The 18,138-nt window shown below is 49.3% G+C and carries 16 protein-coding genes; 14 read left to right on the forward strand and 2 right to left on the reverse strand.

All coding sequences use genetic code 11. From position 1 onward, the window contains the following. The first annotated feature begins 39 nt into the window (after positions 1–39). The 4 genes from ACJJIJ_RS04615 to ACJJIJ_RS04630 all read left to right on the forward strand — a co-directional run bounded on the left by ACJJIJ_RS04615 (position 40) and on the right by ACJJIJ_RS04630 (position 7,154). Positions 40–3,147 (forward strand): efflux RND transporter permease subunit, encoded by a 3,108-nt coding sequence (locus tag ACJJIJ_RS04615; RefSeq protein ID WP_252085401.1) that lies wholly within the window; start codon positions 40–42, stop codon positions 3,145–3,147. Positions 3,148–3,404: 257 nt separating this feature from the next. Next, on the forward strand, positions 3,405–3,956 hold the full coding sequence (locus ACJJIJ_RS04620; RefSeq protein ID WP_252085402.1) for a GmrSD restriction endonuclease domain-containing protein: 552 nt from the start codon (positions 3,405–3,407) through the stop codon (positions 3,954–3,956). 91 nt (positions 3,957–4,047) lie between these two features. Further along, a complete protein-coding gene (locus ACJJIJ_RS04625) occupies positions 4,048–6,747 on the forward strand; it encodes a DEAD/DEAH box helicase (RefSeq protein WP_444938759.1) in 2,700 nt (899 codons plus the stop codon). Positions 6,748–6,851: 104 nt separating this feature from the next. After that, positions 6,852–7,154, forward strand: coding sequence for a hypothetical protein (locus ACJJIJ_RS04630; protein ID WP_252085404.1), 303 nt, complete (start codon positions 6,852–6,854; stop codon positions 7,152–7,154). Positions 7,155–7,255: 101 nt separating this feature from the next. Here the strand turns inward: ACJJIJ_RS04630 and ACJJIJ_RS04635 are convergent, their stop codons facing one another. Then, positions 7,256–7,561 carry a DUF6471 domain-containing protein gene (locus ACJJIJ_RS04635; protein ID WP_252085405.1) on the reverse strand — a complete coding sequence of 102 codons (306 nt, stop codon included), beginning with the start codon at positions 7,559–7,561 and terminating at the stop codon, positions 7,256–7,258. Between the two features lie 148 nt (positions 7,562–7,709). Between ACJJIJ_RS04635 and ACJJIJ_RS04640 the strand changes: the two genes are divergently transcribed. Genes ACJJIJ_RS04640 through ACJJIJ_RS04670 form a run of 7 tightly spaced genes read left to right on the forward strand, consistent with a single transcriptional unit; the run spans position 7,710 to position 12,760 of the window. Next, the gene (locus tag ACJJIJ_RS04640) at positions 7,710–8,114 is read left to right on the forward strand and encodes a DUF2170 family protein (protein WP_444885397.1); all 405 of its coding nucleotides are present in this window, start codon (positions 7,710–7,712) and stop codon (positions 8,112–8,114) included. Continuing rightward, positions 8,111–8,806, forward strand: a complete 696-nt coding sequence (locus ACJJIJ_RS04645) for a PspA/IM30 family protein (protein WP_252085407.1) — start codon at positions 8,111–8,113, stop codon at positions 8,804–8,806. The genes ACJJIJ_RS04640 and ACJJIJ_RS04645 overlap by 4 nt, the downstream gene beginning before the upstream one ends. A 4-nt stretch (positions 8,807–8,810) precedes the next feature. Beyond that, complete coding sequence (locus tag ACJJIJ_RS04650) at positions 8,811–9,884, forward strand: potassium channel family protein (RefSeq protein ID WP_252085408.1); 1,074 nt, start codon at positions 8,811–8,813, stop codon at positions 9,882–9,884. Continuing rightward, positions 9,869–10,522: a YjfK family protein gene (locus ACJJIJ_RS04655; protein ID WP_252085409.1), complete on the forward strand. Its 654-nt coding sequence runs from the start codon at positions 9,869–9,871 to the stop codon at positions 10,520–10,522. Before ACJJIJ_RS04650 ends, ACJJIJ_RS04655 begins: the two co-directional genes overlap by 16 nt. Positions 10,523–10,537: 15 nt before the next feature. Continuing rightward, a complete protein-coding gene (locus ACJJIJ_RS04660) occupies positions 10,538–10,954 on the forward strand; it encodes a DUF350 domain-containing protein (RefSeq protein ID WP_252085410.1) in 417 nt (138 codons plus the stop codon). Positions 10,955–10,966: 12 nt separating this feature from the next. Continuing rightward, positions 10,967–11,590, forward strand: a complete 624-nt coding sequence (locus tag ACJJIJ_RS04665) for a DUF1190 domain-containing protein (protein ID WP_444938760.1) — start codon at positions 10,967–10,969, stop codon at positions 11,588–11,590. A 3-nt stretch (positions 11,591–11,593) separates the two neighbouring features. Continuing rightward, positions 11,594–12,760 carry a glutathionylspermidine synthase family protein gene (locus tag ACJJIJ_RS04670; RefSeq protein WP_444904411.1) on the forward strand — a complete coding sequence of 389 codons (1,167 nt, stop codon included), beginning with the start codon at positions 11,594–11,596 and terminating at the stop codon, positions 12,758–12,760. Between the two features lie 102 nt (positions 12,761–12,862). Here ACJJIJ_RS04670 and ACJJIJ_RS04675 read toward each other — a convergent pair whose 3' ends face one another. Continuing rightward, positions 12,863–14,497, reverse strand: coding sequence for a two-component system sensor histidine kinase NtrB (locus tag ACJJIJ_RS04675; protein ID WP_444938761.1), 1,635 nt, complete (start codon positions 14,495–14,497; stop codon positions 12,863–12,865). 318 nt (positions 14,498–14,815) lie between these two features. Here ACJJIJ_RS04675 and ACJJIJ_RS04680 point away from each other — a divergent pair, with 318 nt between their 5' ends. The 3 genes from ACJJIJ_RS04680 (at position 14,816) to ACJJIJ_RS04690 (ending at position 18,089) form a co-directional block, all read left to right on the forward strand. Next, positions 14,816–16,228 carry an amidohydrolase gene (locus ACJJIJ_RS04680; RefSeq protein ID WP_444890708.1) on the forward strand — a complete coding sequence of 471 codons (1,413 nt, stop codon included), beginning with the start codon at positions 14,816–14,818 and terminating at the stop codon, positions 16,226–16,228. After that, positions 16,225–17,526 (forward strand): amidohydrolase family protein, encoded by a 1,302-nt coding sequence (locus ACJJIJ_RS04685; RefSeq protein ID WP_444938762.1) that lies wholly within the window; start codon positions 16,225–16,227, stop codon positions 17,524–17,526. The genes ACJJIJ_RS04680 and ACJJIJ_RS04685 overlap by 4 nt, the downstream gene beginning before the upstream one ends. 167 nt (positions 17,527–17,693) lie before the next feature. Further along, the gene (locus ACJJIJ_RS04690; protein WP_444938763.1) at positions 17,694–18,089 is read left to right on the forward strand and encodes an MAPEG family protein; all 396 of its coding nucleotides are present in this window, start codon (positions 17,694–17,696) and stop codon (positions 18,087–18,089) included. Positions 18,090–18,138: the final 49 nt, after the last annotated feature.

Below are 18,138 nucleotides of genomic sequence, written 5' to 3' on the forward strand. Positions count from 1 at the left end.
GCTTGAGAGCTCTGGCCCTGTGAACAGGGGGGAAATGTTGTGAAGATTTCTGACACATTTATCGAAAAGCCGGTTTATAGCTGGCTACTAATGTTGATTTGCCTGATCGGCGGACTCTGGGGGCTTTCGGATATTGGCCGCCTTGAAGACCCTGCCTTTACCATTAAAGAAGCGCGAGTGTATACCTTCTATCCCGGTGCCAGTGCACAAAGGGTGGAAGAGGAGGTTACGGAAAAGCTTGAGGTTGCTATCCAGCAAATGGGACAGCTGGATAAGGTAACCTCTACCTCTAGTCCGGGAATGTCGGAAATCCGTGTAGAGATTAAGGATCAATACGCCTCCGCAGAACTGGCTCAGGTATGGGATGAGCTGCGTCGCAAAGTTAATGATGCCCAAAGTGACCTTCCCAGTGGGGCATATCCCTCGGTGGTCAATGATGACTTCGGTGAAGTCTACGGTATTTATTATGCGATTACCGGCGAGGGTTTTTCCCTGACCGAAATGCGTGAAATCACCAAAGCGATTCGTCGTGAACTGCTCGGTGTTGAGGGGGTGGCGAAAGTTTCCCGTTCTGGAATCATTGATGAAGTCGCCTATTTGGATATTGATGAGTCCCGACTCGCCCAGTTTGGTTTCTCTCTCGATGATCTAGCCCAGGTTCTGCAATCGGAAAGCTCCACACAGAAAGTTGGGGAAATCGGTGGTCAGGATTTGCGCACCCGCATCGTAGTGGATAATCCTGCAAGTGACTTGGAAGCAATCCGTAATATTCTTGTGGGCGTACCTGGTTCAACGGCAATGTTGGCCATCAGAGATATCGCAGATATCTCCCTGGGTTACGATGAAAGCCCTAGCTTTATCGCCCGTTATGATGGAAATCAGGCGGTATTACTTGGTATAGCGGGAGCTGAAAATACCAATATTGTTAATGTTGGTAAGGCTGTAGAGGCCAAGCTTGAGGAGATAAAACAGGCACTGCCGCTGGGGGTGGAAATTCACCCGGTTTATGCCCAGCACCAAGTGGTAGAAGAGAGTGTCGATGGCTTTCTGTTTAATCTGGTCTCTTCAGTTGTGATCGTTACCCTCGTACTCTGTGTATTTATGGGCTGGCGCTCTGGCGTGGTGGTGGGTACCGTACTTGGTCTTACGGTTCTGGGTACCGTATTAATCATGAACCTGTTTGGTTTGAACCTGCAGAGGATTTCTCTTGGTGCCCTCATTATTGCCATGGGTATGTTGGTTGATAATGCTATCGTAGTTGCAGAAGGCATGTTGATGGGGGTTCAACGAAATGAGGAGCCCAAGAGCGCTGCCAGCCGGGTAGTGCGCCAAACATTCTGGCCGCTTTTGGGGGCCACTGTAATTGGTATTATGGCTTTCTCTGGTATTGGACTGTCTGATGATGCCACCGGTGAATTCCTCTTCTCGCTGTTTGCTGTGATTGGGATTTCATTGCTGCTCAGCTGGATTCTCGCTGTAACTGTAACGCCCTATTTGGGGTATCACCTGTTCAAACCCGGTAAGAATTCAGATTCTGAAGACCCCTATAATGGTCGTTTTTATAACATGTATTCCGGAGCCTTAGCAGGAGCATTAAGGCATCGTGGCCTCACCATCGGCTTACTCGTTGCCGTTACATTAGTAAGCTATTTTGCTTTTGGGTTTGTAAAGCAGGGATTCTTCCCCAACTCCAATGCACCGCTGTTCTATGTGAATTACTTCTTACCACAGGGCAGTGATATCAACCGTACTGATAAGGCTCTTCAACAGGCAACAAAGTATTTTAAAGAGCAGGATGAGGTGGTTTCGGTAACGGCTGTAGCTGGTCGGGGAGCCGATCGCTTTATGCTCACTTATGCTCCTGAACCGCCCAACGCTTCCTATGGTCAGCTAATTGTTCGCACTGAGAATCGCGAGCAGATCGCTCAACTGATAGAGAGGGCAAAGGCGCAGTTACGTGAAGAGCAGCCTGAAGCATTGATTACCTTTAAGCGCCTGGTGTTTGGCCCTGGTGGTGGTGCCGATGTGGAAGTGCGAATTTCTGGTCAGGATTTTCAGACCTTGCGTGCGCTTGCCGTAGATGTTGAGCAACAGTTTCGCGAGAAGGGCCTGGAAGATATTCGCCATGATTGGCGCAGTAGAGAGCCGACTATCCATGCGCACCTTGATGATGAGCGCGCTCGCGTAGCTGGTGTCACGAATACCGATATTAGCCGGATGATTCAATTTGCCTCTGCCGGTTATACCGTGGGTGATTTTGAGAGCGGCGATCGTATTATCCCTATTATTGCGCGAATGCCGGAAGGGGATAGGAATCAAGTGGGTTCCCTGGAGGATCGTTTGGTCTGGAGCCCTAACGAGCAAGGGTATATTCCGGCGGGACAGTTGATCACGGATTTTGAGGTTACTGCAGATGAGGGCCTGATCCAAAGACGCGATAGGGTTCCGACCATCACTATCAGTGCCGATGCTCCGGAAGGCGTTACTGCTATGGCCGCGTTTGGGAGAATTCGCCCCTGGGTAGAAAGTATGCAGTTACCACCAGGCTTTAAAGTGGAATTTGGTGGTGAGTATGAAAGCTCTACCGATGCACAGAAGTCTCTGGGTAAAGGCTTGCCACTTGGCTTCCTAATCATGATCCTGGTATCGATCTTGTTGTTCGGTACTGTACGTGAGCCCGTAATTATCTGGCTGGTAGTTCCCATGTGTTTGGTGGGCGTAGTTGTAGGCTTGTTGGCGACGGGGCTGCCTTTCGGATTTATGTCACTTCTTGGTGTATTGAGTTTATCCGGAATGCTGATTAAAAACGCTGTGGTTTTGGTCGATGAGATCGAAGTGCAAACACATGCGGGCCTGCCCAGACTCACTGCTATTCAGCGTGCTAGCGTAAGTCGCTTGCGTCCGGTCTTCCTTGCAGCTGTGACCACTATTTTAGGAATGTCGCCACTGCTATTTGATGCTTTCTTTGCGGATATGGCCGTAACCATTATGGGGGGGCTGGGTTTTGCCACTGTGCTTACGCTGATTGCTATCCCTGTTTTCTACGCGGTCTTCCACAAGGTTAAGCCTAATGAGGTGGAAGGTAATCTAGATGAGGTGAATTTAAAGTCGCAGCCAGCCCCTGCTAAAGAGATTGTCTCTGTATAGTGCGATGAGCCTGCGTTGATGGTGGGTAATTCGAGATCCTGCGCAATGCCTTTTTAAGTATTGCGTGGGATCATCCTTCCTTTCCCTGGTACTCGTGGTTTCTAACTGCCTCCGTTGCGCCGGTTCATACACTTATTTTTTCCTTTCGCTGCTTGTAGGTAATTAATGGTTTCGTTTTACCTCAGTTTGAACCGGTACATACAATCCCGATCAGTTTTCTAGTAATCTAAAGATCTGATTTGATTGGTAGTTGATGTATGAGTGTTCGGTCAATTTCAAGATTTTGTGTGTGCTTCTTTTTATTTTCTTTCAGCTTTTCTGCTCTGGCGATTAGTTATGAGAGATCAGAGTGGTTACCCAAGTGGTCTGATACAGATAGGGATTGCCAAGATACCCGACATGAGCTGTTGATACGGTACTCCCTTTCGCCAGTTACTTATACTCGCGCCAACGGCTGTAAGGTGGATACTGGGTTGTGGCTAGATCCTTATACCGGCAATTTTTACAGCAAAGCTTCTGATCTGGATGTGGAGCATATTGTGCCCCTTAAGTGGGCCCATGATCATGGAGGAGCTGGGTGGAGCCGCGCAAAGAAAAGGCACTTTGCTGAGGATATCGATAACCTCTGGTTGGTGGATGATGGCCGCAATCAAAGTAAAGGGCACAAAGGGCCTGATGAGTGGATGCCACCCTATGCGCCCGTCGGTAAAATATATGTTCAGCGATTTATTTCTATAGTAGAGAAATATGGACTGAGCCTGAGTCGAGATGAATCTCGCAAACTACGCACAATAGCGAGTGAGGGCTAGCCAGTCTAAATGCCAACTGGCACATTGAGTGGGGAGTGTCGTCCCGGTGGTACAATTTCGGGCAGGACTTTGCCTCTAATTGGAAGCATGGATGGTTATGCGGGACTCCTCCAAGTTGTTGGTCGAATATTTCAGACGCTGCTATCAGGCGGATAGTCATGATTTATCACTGAGTAATATTGCCCGGCTTTCGGGTAATCGCCGGGTATTTTTCAGAGAGCGGGACTTTTTAGCCAGTGGAGAGTTGCCCAGAGTACCATTGGTGGGGACCTCGGTTACTAAGCTCGTAGAGCTAACGGATGCTTACCGAAAAGAGCGCAGTTTAATCTATTCGGTGTTCTTGATCTCTGGTGAACTCCCGAGCCAGCTAGGGCTTAGTTCCAAGCGTCAATTGTGTGCCCCGCTACTGTATTTTCCTGCCCGTCTTTGTTCTGACGAAGAGTATTTTGTGGAGGTCAACTCGGCTGATCTCCATATCAACCTTCCACTGCTGCGCTTGATCCTTAAGCCGGATATAGACTCAAGAGTAACAGATAGCTTCCCTATACCGAGCTTTCCGCTGGATAGTCCCCAGGTGGCAGCCATGGGGCGCTGGCTGGAACAAAACAGTCGGTTAACTGGTATTGAAGAGATTAGCCGCTGGCCGAATCTACAGGCGGTTGATTGTGATGAGTTGGGCAGGGCTCCAGCTCTGGCAATAAGTAGTGCTTGCGCCCTCATTCTGGCTGATAGGTCGCGGGGATCGCGAGGTGTCCTTCATGAGCTGAAACTTCTAGGCCGAGAACGAAACTTTTCTGCTCCATTAAATTTGGCCCTTGGGGAGGAGGTTGTTGATTTCCTGCAAAGTGACAGTGAGCCGGAGATGCTGCCGGGACTTTTGAGTGAAGCTCAGGAAAGGACATTGCAAAATGCCGCGAAGATGCCCTTGAGTCTGGTTTCTGGCCCGCCAGGCACCGGTAAGAGTTTTACCATTGCCGCAATGGCGATTGACCAAATGCTGCATGGCAATACTGTTTTGGTAGTTTCTAAAACCCCCCAGGCCATAGATGTTGTACGGCAGAAGTTGCGTGAGGACTATGACTTACAGGAAGGGTATGTACATGCGGGTGAAAAGGGGTTTATACCCAGCCTGAAATTTCATTTGGATTCTTTGCTCAAAGAAGGGGTTGAAGCTCCCGAGGTGAGCGCTGCCAACCTAAAGCGTGGTCTTAAAGTAACACTCAAATCAATGCGTAAAGCTGAGCGCCGCTTTAATGGGGCGTTAAGAGCTGCTCAGAAACTCGGTTCCGATGGTTTTGCCGCTTGGTTGGTGGCATTGAGATTGCGTATTTTAGGTAGGCAACTGGATACGGAATCACTGTGGGAATTCCAGGAGGTAATCGGAACCTTGCGTAAAAATTTTGAGCGGCATGCGTCTCGATTTATTAATGCTTATCGAAAAGAGGCCCTTCTAAATCTTTTAAAGCATGAAAGAAGGCATTTATCGGCTTTCAATCAGGCTCTCAGGGCTAGAACCTCCAAAACACAAGCAGAGCATTTTGCTCAAACGAATATGCAGGTTGTTTTACAGGCGTACCCAATTTGGCTTGTGAGCCTGGATGAGCTAAATGAAGTATTGCCTCTCTCCCGCGAGCTCTTTGATCTCGTTATCTTTGATGAGTCCACCCAGTGTGATATCGCCAGCGCCCTACCAGCATTGCAGCGAGCAAAACGTGCGGTTGTCGTCGGGGATGGCAAGCAGCTGCGTCACGTCTCCTTTTTATCTGTGGCGCAACAACAACAGTTGTGGGAAGACCTAGGCAGCCTTGAAGAATTACCTATGAAGTTGAGTTACCGGGACCAGTCCTTGTTGGATATTGTCTCTGACTCCCTGGGTAGTCAGCAAGCCGTTACCTTACTGGATGAACACTATCGTAGTCAGCCGGAGTTAATTGCTTTTAGCAATAGCTCTTTTTATACAGATCGACTCAAGGTAATGCAGGCTAGACCGGTAGCCTCCAGTGAGAGGACTTTAACTCTGCATTACTTGGAGGGAAAGCGAGCAAAAAATGGCAGAAATCGGCTGGAAAAGGATTGGATACTTGAGCAGCTGCGTGAACATACTCATCGCTATGCCGACTCACCACTCAAGCCAACGGTTGGAATTCTTTCTCCTTTCAGGGAGCAGGCGGATTATCTGGCATCCGAAGTGGATAAGGCCTTCCCGGCAGATGTGCTGCGCAGTTTCTCCGTCTTGGTTGCAACCCCTTACGGATTTCAGGGAGAGGAGCGGGACCTGATGCTCCTGTCTTTTTCTGTAGACAATCAGTCCCTGCGTGCAGCGACTTATCTTAATCGTGCCGACATGTTTAATGTTGCTGTGACCCGGGCTAAAGAGAGACAGTTGGTAGCTTATTCCATCAGCCCAGAATCCCTGTCACCTGAGCACTTGCTGCGCCGCTATGTTGATTTTGAACATGAGGTGGGCCTAAGTGCTCCACAAAAAGTTTTTCCCTGCGAGTTTGCTGAAGAGGTAAGTGCGAGCCTACGGATGGCGGAGGTCAGACATTGGGTTGCATTCCCTATCGCCGGCCAGCGTATTGATGTGGTTTGCGAATACCACGGCCGAGTCCTGGGGGTGGATTTGATCGGTTTTCCTGGGGAGTATCGGTATCACTTTACTACTCAGACTTATAAAGTGTTGCACAGGGCGGGGGTTACTGTTTTGCCATTACCCTATGCCAGCTGGAAGCGTGACCCAGAGAACTGCCTTAGACGTATTCTTGCGGTTTTGAAGAGGGATCACCTTTAGGGTAGTGGGGGGCTCACTCTTAGAAGTGGATACACAAAATGAAAGTTGCGCCGGGGCTGCTAGGCTTTATAGGAGTTCAGCTTGCAGTTTAGCCGAGTACGCCTATGAAATTGTGGTTATTAATACCCTGCTTTTGGGTGACTGCCGTAGCAGCTGTGGATGTGATATTTGTGGATGCCCAGCAGCAACAGGGGGTGCGAAGCCCGACCTTAAGCTTTTGTCAGGCGCGATTCTATGAGGAGGATGACGGCCGCCTTTACTGTAACTGGGCAGTCAATTTTCGCTATGCCTGTTTTGTATGGTGGCCAACCAATAAAATAATACCGGCAGGAGCCAAACTCTCTGAACCAGAGGTTGTCGGTAAGTGTGGTAACGGTGAGCCGGTTTATAAGCTCCATCACTACTAGCTATTCAGCGGGCCTGGTTGCTAGATTTTATAGCATGCTCTGTCTTCGAGTTTAGCGATTTACTTCCTATTGGTACTGCATGATAGAGCATGTTAGCTTCTCTATTGTTCGGTATTGAGTCCTTGATCTTGCAGTTCTCGCGCTTGCTTAAGGATTTCAGGCATGGCGCTGTCTTCCACCGATAAGGCATCAATGATGGCTGCCAGGAGATCTGCAGAAAACATGCATTTGCTCACCTTGCTACGCAGGTTTTCCGTGGTCATTGAAATCCCTCTTTCGGCCAGGGCCTGGGCGAGATCCCCGTAACGCATACCCCGCAAAGCCATAGATGCGCGCACATAGCGGGCGATAGCCTGTTTGTACGGAGCCAGTGCTTGCTGGTTACTGAGGCTTTGCTTGTGGTCCATGGGCTCGACTCCGTTACAGTTGATGTCACTTATGTGGTAAATATTATCTTTGTGTGTATTATTTGCAACATAAGTTTGAAATAAGTTATTGACCGCCTTTTTTTTGATGCTATATTTGTGACTAATATTCCACAGCGAGGGAGTCGAGATGACCTGGAACCATGAGAATCTACGCCATTTGGCGGAAAGCCACACCGGATGGGTGGTGGAATCTGAGGGAGAGTGCCTCAGTATTTCCAATGACGAAGGAGTCGATGCATTCGTTTATGTCGGTGAGAAGCAAATCGTTGTCGAGAGCATCTTGTTCCCGGTCAGCCAGGTAGCCGACGTGGTCGCCCTTAATGAGTTGATTCTCCAGACTCATCAACTGGTTCCCCTGACGTCGATCGCCATCACCATGATTGGCGGTGAGCGTTACTATGTCGCTTTTGGCGCTTTGTCAGTGTCCAGTAAGGACGAAGTGGTAATTGAAGAAGTTGAAACCCTGTTCTCCAATGTGGGTGACTTCCTGGATTTATATGCTGATCATTTTGAAATGGAGGGTGTAGCATGAGCCTGAGAAAAATTTGGACTGCCTTGAAAGGCGCGGTCAATGAAGGAACTGAAGCCGTTGCGGACAGCCAGTCTATCCGTATCCTCGATCAAGAACTGCGGGAGGCAAAGGCCGAATTGAAAGCTTGTGATGAGAACCTGACTAAAATCATGGCCAAGCGCAAGCTGGCAGAAAGTAAGGTAGAGTCTCTAAAAGCCGATATTGAGACTTACAGCAACCACGCAATCAGTGCCAGCGAGAAAGGTGATGATAGCCTGGCTTTGGAGTGTGCCGAGCGTGTTACTGAGCTGGAAGCTCAACTCGAAACGGAACAGAGCCTCTTGGATGGCTTCATCAACTCTGAGCGTACCCTGAAAGGGAATATCTCCAAGGCGAAAATTAATGTCCGCCGTATGGAGCAGCAGATTGACCAGATCAAGGCCACCGAATCTGTACAAAAGGCCCAAGTAGCCGTTTCCTCCCGCCATATGGGGGCTAACAGCAAAATCAAAACGGCCCTGGACAGCCTTGATCGTATCAAGACCAAGCAACAGGAGCGTGCTGCGGAGCTGGAGGCTGCTGAAGAGCTGGCAACAGAGGAAAGCGGCTCTGGTCTGGACGCCAAGCTGAAGGCGGCGGGCATTAAGCCCGGTGGCCAGGTCAGCGGCAGCGACAAGCTGGCCCAGCTACTGGCGAGCCGCCAAAAGGCCTGATCCAGTGCTACTTTATCGAGTGCGGCGCCTTCTGGCGTCGCTTTTTGTTAAGGCCAATATACTAACCATTCTTGTCGGCGTGCTGGGTTATGTAATGGGGAGTTACCTATTACTCAGTGCTGCAGGGGAGCATGAGATTGTTGACCCCGCCAACTTTATATATTGGCTGATAGTGACTGCTTCCACAGTAGGCTATGGCGATTTCTCGCCGGTAACGCCCGCAGGTAAAGTGGTTGTGGCAACCTGGGTGATCCCCTTTGGATTGAGTCTATTCGCTTTGGTGCTTACCAAGGTGGGCTTTGTAATTTCAGAGTTTGTGCATAGAGGAAAGAGAGGGTTGCGCATGACAAACCATGTAAATCACACGGTTATAATTGGCTGGAATGGAACGCGAACCCTTCGTTTGATAGAGCTGCTGTTATCGAAAACCAATGGTACAGCAACAGATATCGTGCTTTGTGTCGAAGCCGATATCGAGAACCCCATGCCGGGTAAAATTGATTTTGTCCGGGTTGAATCCTTTTCCCATATTGAGAGCATGCAGCGCGCCGCACTTGTCGATGCCGCGCGAATAATTATCGATAATCCCCTGGATGATGTCACGCTCACCACAGCTTTGTTCTGTGACAAACTCAGTCCCAATAGTCATAAAACAGCCTATTTCCAGGATGAAAATGTCGGTGAACTATTGCGCTCACACTGCCCGAATATTGAATGCATCCCCTCAGTAGCGGTGGAATTACTGGCTAAATCCTCCCTGGACCCCGGTTCTGCCAGATTACACAGGCAGCTACTGGATAGCACTTATGGAATGACTCAGTACAGTATTGAGTATCAGGGTGAACGGCCTTTGTTATTTTCTGCTCTGTTTGATCATTTCAAAAAGAATTTGTCCGCAACCTTGATTGCCGTGCGTCGTCAGGGAATAGTTAAAATTGATGTAAACCCCGCGTTGACCGATGAGGTGAACAGGGGGGATATGCTCTATTACATTTCTGCTAAGCGGCTTACAGAAAAGCGCTGCTTCGATATAAAAATGAATGAAGGAGAGGGGACAGGTACGTGTTTACCAAGCTGATTGACAAACTCAAAGGTAAAGATATTCCAAAGGTGAAAACCCCGGAAATTATGGGATTGCGACTCGGCGCAAGTTTTGAACTGGACCCATTGGCTATTCGCCTGATACTGGATGAACTCACGATTGAATCCTGTTCTCCAACGCAGATTATCAAAGCCGCCGGAATTGTAGAGCTCGATGGAGCCTGGGTTTATCGGTTTTATACTGATGACGATGCCTGGCTACAGGTTGTGGCAGAAGGCGGTCAAAGTGATGAGCATGTAGTAGACGTAAAGCTGTTTCACTTTTACGATACCCTCGATGTCGCCAATCAGCAGGTTTGGGACAGGCTTCTAAAGCAGGAAATCGGTGCGGCTAATTACCAATTGCAGGACCGTAACTATCAGAGAGTCTGGACTGCTACTGGTGATTATCACAACCCGGTGCATATGGCCGAGAAGACCTATGATGCCGATGGGGACTATTCCCTCACCGACCAATTCACCATGCTTTTCGAACGCGATTTGTCCGATCAGCGTACCGAATCCCTGTTCCTTTCAGCGGAAGAGAAAGAGGAGGACGCAGGTTACCTGAGTCGCAGTCTGGTGATTAGTACCGGTATAACTTTGACACCATCACAGCTGACTATTCACGGATAATAAGGAGATGTATTAATGGACCAGCCCTACGATTTGATGACTGGTATCCTCCATTTTGCGGCCTATTTTGGCCTGTCACTGGTATTTTTAATCGCGTTTAAATTTCTTTATGCACTAGTGACACCCCATGACGAATGGAAGTTGATCCGTGAAGACAAAAACGCAGCCGCTGCCATTGGATTTGGTGGTGCGGTGCTGGGTTTTGCCATTGCTGTTGGCGGCGCTGCCAGTAACTCTGTTTCCATTATTGACTTTGCCACTTGGGCAGTGGTTGCTCTAATCGCTCAGCTTATTGCCTTTGCGATTATTCGTTTTGGCTTTATGCCACGTATTGTTGAGCGTATTGAAGACGGTGAAGTTAGCGCGGGTATTATGCTGGCAGCTACCACTATTTCCGTTGGTGTCCTCAACGCGGCTTGCATGAGCTATTAAGCGGAGGTGAGGATGAAGCGTAGTAAAAATATTAATCTTGCGCGGATGCGCAAGGGCAGGGGGGCAAGTTTTGTTTTACGCCCCCTGGCTATGGGTATCACCGTGGCTCTTGTGGGCTGCTCCTCCGATGAAGAGGTTAAGGTGGTGTCCTCTGTCGAGGACTGTGTGAATAATACACAGCTCGATGAAGCCCAATGTGAGGCGGCCTACCAGAAGGCCCTCGCGGAAGCTGAGCGGACTGGGCCCAAATATGCCAATTTGTCCCAGTGTGAGACGGAGTTCGGTAGTTGTCGCGAGAGTAGCAGCGGTTTTTGGATGCCACTGATGACCGGTTTTATGGTCGCCTCCATATTGAATGATAATGACCGGCGCCATCACTCCTACGGTCATTACAACCCGGTATACCGTTATTCTGCCTCCGGCTCCCGCTATTATGATCGCCTGATGACCGCTGATGGTCAGGTTATCGGCCGCTACGGTAAAAACTCCTATACCGTAGATAAAACTGCGATGGATCCCAAGCCCAAGGTTACCAAGACGGTTTCACGGGGGGGCTTTGGAGCGGTCGCTTCAGCCAAATCCAACTGGGGTGGCGGACGCTCTAGTAGCAGTCGCTCCCGAAGCTGGGGGGGCTGATTGGTGCTGAGGTTGCCGATCGGTGAGCGCCCGCGCTGGAAAGAGCGGGCGCAGGAGTTTGGTTTTCATTTTCACACCATGTATGGGGAGCCATACTGGGATGAAACTGCTTACTATCAGTTCACTTTGGAACAGATAGAGCAGGATATTGAGGACCCCACCGAAGAAATCCACGCAATGTGCCTGGATGTTGTCGCTAAGGTGCTTGAGGATGAGGCGTTGTTAAGGCGCTTCCGCATACCGGAGCAGCACTGGGATTTTGTCCGTGCTTCCTGGAAAAATGGTGACCCCAGCCTTTATTCTCGCTTGGATTTTGCCTATTCGGGGCAGGGGCCGGCCAAACTTTATGAGAATAACGCCGACACGCCTACCAGCCTATATGAAACGGGATTTTGGCAGTGGCTTTGGTTGCAGGATAATGTAGATAGGCGGGCACTTCCCCTACAGTCTGATCAATTTAACAGCCTGCAGGAAAAGCTGGTTAATCGCTTTCGCGATGTACAGTTCCTGACCCCTGGTCGAGAACTACATTTTGCCTGTTGCAAAGATACGGTAGAAGACCGCGGTACGGTTCAATATTTGCAAGATTGTGCCAGTGAAGCCGGCATCACTAATCATTTTGTATTTATCGAAGATATTGGTTGTGATGCGCAGGGAGATTTTACCGATTTAGACGATCAGGTAATTACCTGGATGTTCAAACTGTACCCTTGGGAGTTTATGTTCCGCGAGGAATTTGGCTCTCTGTTGGGGGGCAATAACGTACGTTGGTTGGAACCACCCTGGAAGGCGATATTATCCAATAAAGCACTCCTGCCCATGTTGTGGAAGTTGTTTCCTGGGCACCCCAACTTACTACCTTCATTTTTCGAAGATGAGCTGGATAAAGCTGAGGGCTATTCGGAGCTGGTTAAGAAGCCCATTTTCTCCCGTGAGGGAGCCAATATTTCAGTAGTACGCGGAGAAGATGTGCAATCGCTTTCGGATGGGCCCTATGGAGAAGAGGGCTTTATCTATCAGGCTATGCATCCACTGCCGAAGTTTGGTCAGAGTTTTACCCTGGTGGGTAGCTGGCTAGTGGATGATATGGCTGCGGGTATTTCAATTCGCGAGGATAGTAATCTTATAACTCAGGATATGAGTCGCTACCTTCCGCATATTATCCTTTAAAATACTTGCCAGTGTAATTTCTCTGGCAAGTATTCGTGTAAGTGTGCCACTTTCTTAAAGTAAGTGGCTTTTTTGCTTTAAGACACAAGTTATTTTAGATATTCAAAGCTCTGTTGTTATCAGTTGCCCGCTTAAAATCAATTCCTCAATTTTGTTGCTGAGCCTATCGTAAGTAAAAGGTTTTTGGATACAGTCGAGAACCCCATCTTTGATAACTTCCTGGACTTTGCTATCGACACTAAACCCGGTTGAAAGCAATGCTTTCACCTCCGGGTTGATGCGCTGCAGAAAGGCGAATAGTTCCTGGCCATCCATTCCGGGCATAATCATATCGAGAATCACCAGGTCTACCTGTTCGTAATGCTGTCGGTAATAGGTGATCGCCTGTTCCGCCGAAGCGAAAGTGGTTACGCTGTGGCCATTCATTTCAAATAGTGTTTTCGAATAGCTGCGGACAATGGCTTCATCGTCCACCACCATAATACGAAGTTGGCGTTTGGCAGATTGCGGTACAGTTTGTTTTTGCTGTCTACTTACTTTTGCTTCGGCAATCGGCAGGTACAAATTAAAGGTGCTGCCCTCTCCCTCAATGCTATGGCATTGTATGGCCCCCTTATGCAAATGGATGGTGCCATGCACTGCGGCGAGACCCAGTCCGGCACCCCGGCCGCATTCCTTAGTGGTGAAGAAAGGCTCAAAAATTCTGCGGCGCACTTCAGGGGGCATACCTGTACCATTATCGCGAATGGTGATTAACAGGTAATGACCAGGTTGCACTTCAAAATCTGCGATAGTAGTAATGTTTTCAAAGGTAATATTACTACTACTAAAACGCAGAGTGCCTCCACTCGGCATGGCATCCTTGGCGTTGATGCCGATATTTAATAATGCACTTTTCAACTGGGCGGGATCGCCGACTACATGAGGCCGGCCAGCTTCTAGTTGCTGTTCAACGCGAATACGCCGATCAATGGTGCGCTCAAGCATGGCACAGACATCGCGGGTGATTTCATGGGTATTGCAATCTTTTAGTTGATAGTTACCTTTGCGAGCAAAGGTAAGCAGCTGCTTAGTCAGCTCAGCGGCATGGCGGGCAGTAGTGAGTATATGATTAGTGTATTCGCTGATACGGGGATCTTCTGCTATCTGCTGGATAACCTCGGCATAACCACTGATTCCATGAATCATATTGTTAAAGTCGTGTGCGATGCCGCCGGCTAGCTCGCCAATAGCCTGCATTTTTTGCGCTTGGCGTAACTCCTCCTCCAGCAGGCGCTGTTTGGTGATATCGGTTCCAATACTGAGTATGCCTGTTGGGCAGCCACTTTCATCTGAAAGGATTTTATTAGTCCAGGCAATCCAAACCCTCTTGCCAGACTTGGTGATGTTCTCGTTAATGTTGTAGCGATGTTCTTGTGGATTATCGCAAACATGTTGAATGAGTTGACGTAGATCCCGGCCGCTGGACTCACAGGCGGGCACTATGGTGCCGATCAGGTGCCGCCCAATAATTTCTGCTTCAGAGTAGCCAAAAAGTTGTTGAGCATATTCATTAAAAGAGGTGATTCGCCCGTGCCTGTCGCAGCGCATAATGATGGAATTCGCATGCTCAACCAGTTCGCGATAGCGCTCTTCACTTTTACGTAAAGCCTCATAGACTTGCTGGGAATCCCGGCTTTGGCTACTGGTGACATAAGTGGATGTGGGGAATACCGGCAAGCTGTTTACCTTGATCACCTATTCTCCTCCGGAATAATTATTGAGTATTTTTTCACCAGAAACTGCATCATGTAGAAACAAAAAAGTATATAGGGAACCTGGGGCCTTTTAAGAGCTGGTTTGCAGTCTTTGCTGACATGCCGACATTTATAAACCCTTTTGTAATTGTGTGTTTATTCAAATGTGATGGGTATCCACTTGCAGAGCAGATGAGTTTCTCGTAAATTCTTTGGGGCTTTTCTCCTCAGAAGCGAACTTTTCTTCTCTAAGTAGTGGCTAAGATCAGACAAACTGATAGCATTCACCGCCATCTTCAAAACCATTGGATGAATAACTATGCAGCTGCATTCTCGAGTTTTCGGGCGCGGCATCGCGGCTTTGCTTTGTGCCTCGCTGTTGGTGTCTGCCTGCGGAGAGAAGAAAGCCGGGAGTGAGCAGAGATCCCTGGATTTTGCTCGCCTGGATGCTTTCCCTTCAACTTATTCTGTTACTCAGTCTCGGCCAGTGCTGATTCAGGATGCCACTTTGCTTACTGGGACTGGGGAGCAATTAGAGAACACAGACCTTTTATTGAAAGGCGGAAAGATTGCAAAGATCGGTCAAGATCTTGAGGCTCCCAAGGACGCCCTGGTGGTTGATGGCAAAGGTAAGTGGGTGACCCCCGGAATTATCGATGTGCACTCTCACCTGGGAGATTATCCTGCCCCCTCTATTGAGTCCTCTCAGGATGGCAATGAGATGACATCCCCCAACACCGCGCAGGTATGGGCGGAACACTCTGTATGGACACAGGATCCCCAGTTCCCCTTAGCCCTGGCTGGCGGTGTGACCACATTGCAGATCCTACCGGGCTCTGCCAACTTGTTCGGTGGCCGCAGTGTAACCCTCAAAAATGTACCGGGTCGCAGCGTACAGGACATGAAATTTCCCGGTGCGCCCTACGGTCTGAAGATGGCCTGTGGCGAGAACCCTAAGCGTGTTTATGGTGGTAAAGGTACTTCCCCCTCAACCCGTATGGGTAATGTAGCTGGCTACCGCAATGCCTGGATTGAGGCCAGCAATTATAAGAAGAAGTGGGAGGAATATGTAGAGAAGGGTGGAGATGAACCAGAGCGAGACCTGGGCCTAGAGACCCTGGCAGGCGTTCTGAACGGCGATATCCTGGTACACAATCACTGCTATCGCGGAGAGGAAATGGCGGTGATGATGGATGTCGCCAAGGAGTTCGATTTCCAGATCTCTACGTTCCACCACGCAGTAGAAGCATACAAAGTCGCCGACCTGCTGGCGGAGAACAATGTATGTGCTGCGATGTGGGCTGACTGGTGGGGCTTTAAGCACGAAGCCTTCGATATGACAGAGGCAAATATTGCTATCGTCGATCAGGCCAAGGCCTGTGCAATGATTCACTCGGATTCCGGTGTGGGCGTTCAGCACCTGAATGAAGAAGTTGCTAAAGCGATGACCGCAGGCCAGCGCGCTGGTTTCGATATTCAGCCAAAAGATGCTGTGACCTGGATGACTATGAACCCCGCTAAGGCACTGGGTATCGATAAGCAAACCGGCAGCCTCGAGAAGGGTAAGATGGCCGATGTCGTTATTTGGTCTGGCAACCCGTTCAGTGTTTATACCCATGTTGATCAGGTCTTTATCGATGGGGAGTTGATGTTCGATCGCTCCGATAAAAAGCGCCAACCGCGCAGTGATTTTGAGCTTGGTATTCTCAATGCAGAGGGAGAGCGACTGTGAAAAAAATAGCTGTATTCTATGCGCTGGCCCTGGGGGTTTTGACAGCAGGGGCTCAGGCGCAAAGTATCCTGATTAAGGGCGGCAAGGTACACACTCTGGCTGATATGGGCACACTGGAATCTGCCGATGTGCTGGTAGTGGACGGTAAAGTGGAGCAGGTGGCTCCCTCGCTGAATATGCCTGCCGACCGGGTAATTGATGCGAAAGGCAAGGTGGTGACTCCTGGAGTTATTGCTCCCATTTCTGAATTGGGGCTGGTGGAGATCAGCGCAGCCAGTGGCACCAACGACCATGCGGTAACTGGTGAGAGTATCGGCAGCGCCTTCAATCCTGTACCCGCATACAACCCCAAATCTACATTGATCCCTTTTAACCGGGCTGGTGGTGTTACCAGCGCAGTGGTGTTTCCAGCTATCAGTACTTGGGATAGCGCTGCGGTAGAGGCTCAGAGAGTGTTTGCCGGACGCGGCTTTGCTATCAAACTCAATGGTGAGTTCGATAGTGTCGAGGCGGAAGATGTTGCCCAGAAGGCTTATTTGGGTGAGGCCGGTGCTCAACTGGCCGGTGGTAGCCGTGCAAACGCCTATGCGAAAATTGAGAATGCCTTGAATGAGGCTAAGGAGTACCGGGACAATCGTGCAGCGATTCGTCTGGGAGAGTGGCGAGAGCTGAATTATAGTCTTGCGGATCTCGAGGCCTTACAGCCGGTGATTAATGGAACGGAACCGCTATTAATTACAGCTAATCGTGCCAGCGATATCCTTGCGGCTATTGAGTTGGCTAAGACTTACAATGTAAAGCTGGTGCTGCTGGGGGCGGCTGAAGGTTGGATGGTGGCGGAGCAGCTGGCCCAAGCTCAGGTGCCTGTCGTGATTGATGCGATTAACAACCTGCCCATTTCTTTCTCCAGCCTTGGCGCCCGCCTGGATAATGCTGCTTTGTTAACCAAAGCTGGTGTGAAAGTTGCCATTAGTGGTCCCGACTACGCTTCTACCCACAATGTATACCTCTCACGTCAGTCTGCTGGTAATGCTGTTGCCCACGGGTTGTCCTACGAGGAGGCTCTGAAGTCTATCAGTACAAATGTGGCAGATATCTTTAGCCTTAGTGGCGGTACCCTGGAGAAAGGTGCCGATGCTGATATTGTAGTTTGGAGCGGTGACCCACTGGAAGTAACCAGCTACCCTGAACAGGTACTGATTGAGGGAAAGCCCCAATCTTTGGTTACTCGTTCAACCCGCCTGCGCGATCGTCATCTTAAGCCGAGCAAGGGGCACGACTTTGGCTATCGCAATTAACTAGTGCTTAGTTTGTGAGCAGATGAAGAGCGGGCAAAGCCCGCTCTTTTTTTGTGTGACGAAAAATGAACAAAAAGGTCCAGCCACTTGTTTAGCATTGGTGTGGTGAGCTGTGTGGTGATAGAGATATATTTACATCTCGTATTAATAAGAAAAAGGAAAATGCCATGGTAAATATTACAGCGCTGTATGCCAGCCTCTGTGCAATCCTCATTATCTACTTGGCAGGCCGAGTCGTTCAGTTTCGTCGCACTAAGCGAGTAGGCATTGGCACTGGCGAGGATCGTCATAATGAGATTCGTGTGCGTGTGCACGCGAATGCGGTTGAATATAGCCCCATCGCATTACTGCTCTTGTTGCTTGCGGAGCTAGGGGGCTTATCTGCACTGTGGTTGCATGTCTTTGGAATCGCCTTTTTTCTATCCCGCATTTTCCACGCTTATGGCCTGACAGCGGGTAGGGGAGGTACCCATGCCGGACGCTTTTGGGGCACATTAATCAGTTGGCTGGTGATACTAATACTCGCAGTGATCAATATTGTGATATCGATAAGATCTCTGTAAAAGCGTTTGTAGCAGTAAAGAATTTTTTAGGCGATCTGGAACGATTAAC

Source organism: Microbulbifer mixtoriginis (SeqCode) (assembly GCF_052467945.1).

Coding starts and splice junctions, on each gene's coding strand:
- ACJJIJ_RS04645 (WP_252085407.1), top strand. CDS start 8,111: ATGAGCCTGAGAAAAATTTGGACTGCCTTGAAAGGCGCGGTCAATGAA.
- ACJJIJ_RS04640 (WP_444885397.1), top strand. CDS start 7,710: ATGACCTGGAACCATGAGAATCTACGCCATTTGGCGGAAAGCCACACC.
- ACJJIJ_RS04680 (WP_444890708.1), top strand. CDS start 14,816: ATGCAGCTGCATTCTCGAGTTTTCGGGCGCGGCATCGCGGCTTTGCTT.
- ACJJIJ_RS04665 (WP_444938760.1), top strand. CDS start 10,967: ATGAAGCGTAGTAAAAATATTAATCTTGCGCGGATGCGCAAGGGCAGG.
- ACJJIJ_RS04660 (WP_252085410.1), top strand. CDS start 10,538: ATGGACCAGCCCTACGATTTGATGACTGGTATCCTCCATTTTGCGGCC.
- ACJJIJ_RS04625 (WP_444938759.1), top strand. CDS start 4,048: ATGGTTATGCGGGACTCCTCCAAGTTGTTGGTCGAATATTTCAGACGC.
- ACJJIJ_RS04635 (WP_252085405.1), bottom strand. CDS start 7,561: ATGGACCACAAGCAAAGCCTCAGTAACCAGCAAGCACTGGCTCCGTAC.
- ACJJIJ_RS04620 (WP_252085402.1), top strand. CDS start 3,405: ATGAGTGTTCGGTCAATTTCAAGATTTTGTGTGTGCTTCTTTTTATTT.
- ACJJIJ_RS04630 (WP_252085404.1), top strand. CDS start 6,852: ATGAAATTGTGGTTATTAATACCCTGCTTTTGGGTGACTGCCGTAGCA.
- ACJJIJ_RS04690 (WP_444938763.1), top strand. CDS start 17,694: ATGGTAAATATTACAGCGCTGTATGCCAGCCTCTGTGCAATCCTCATT.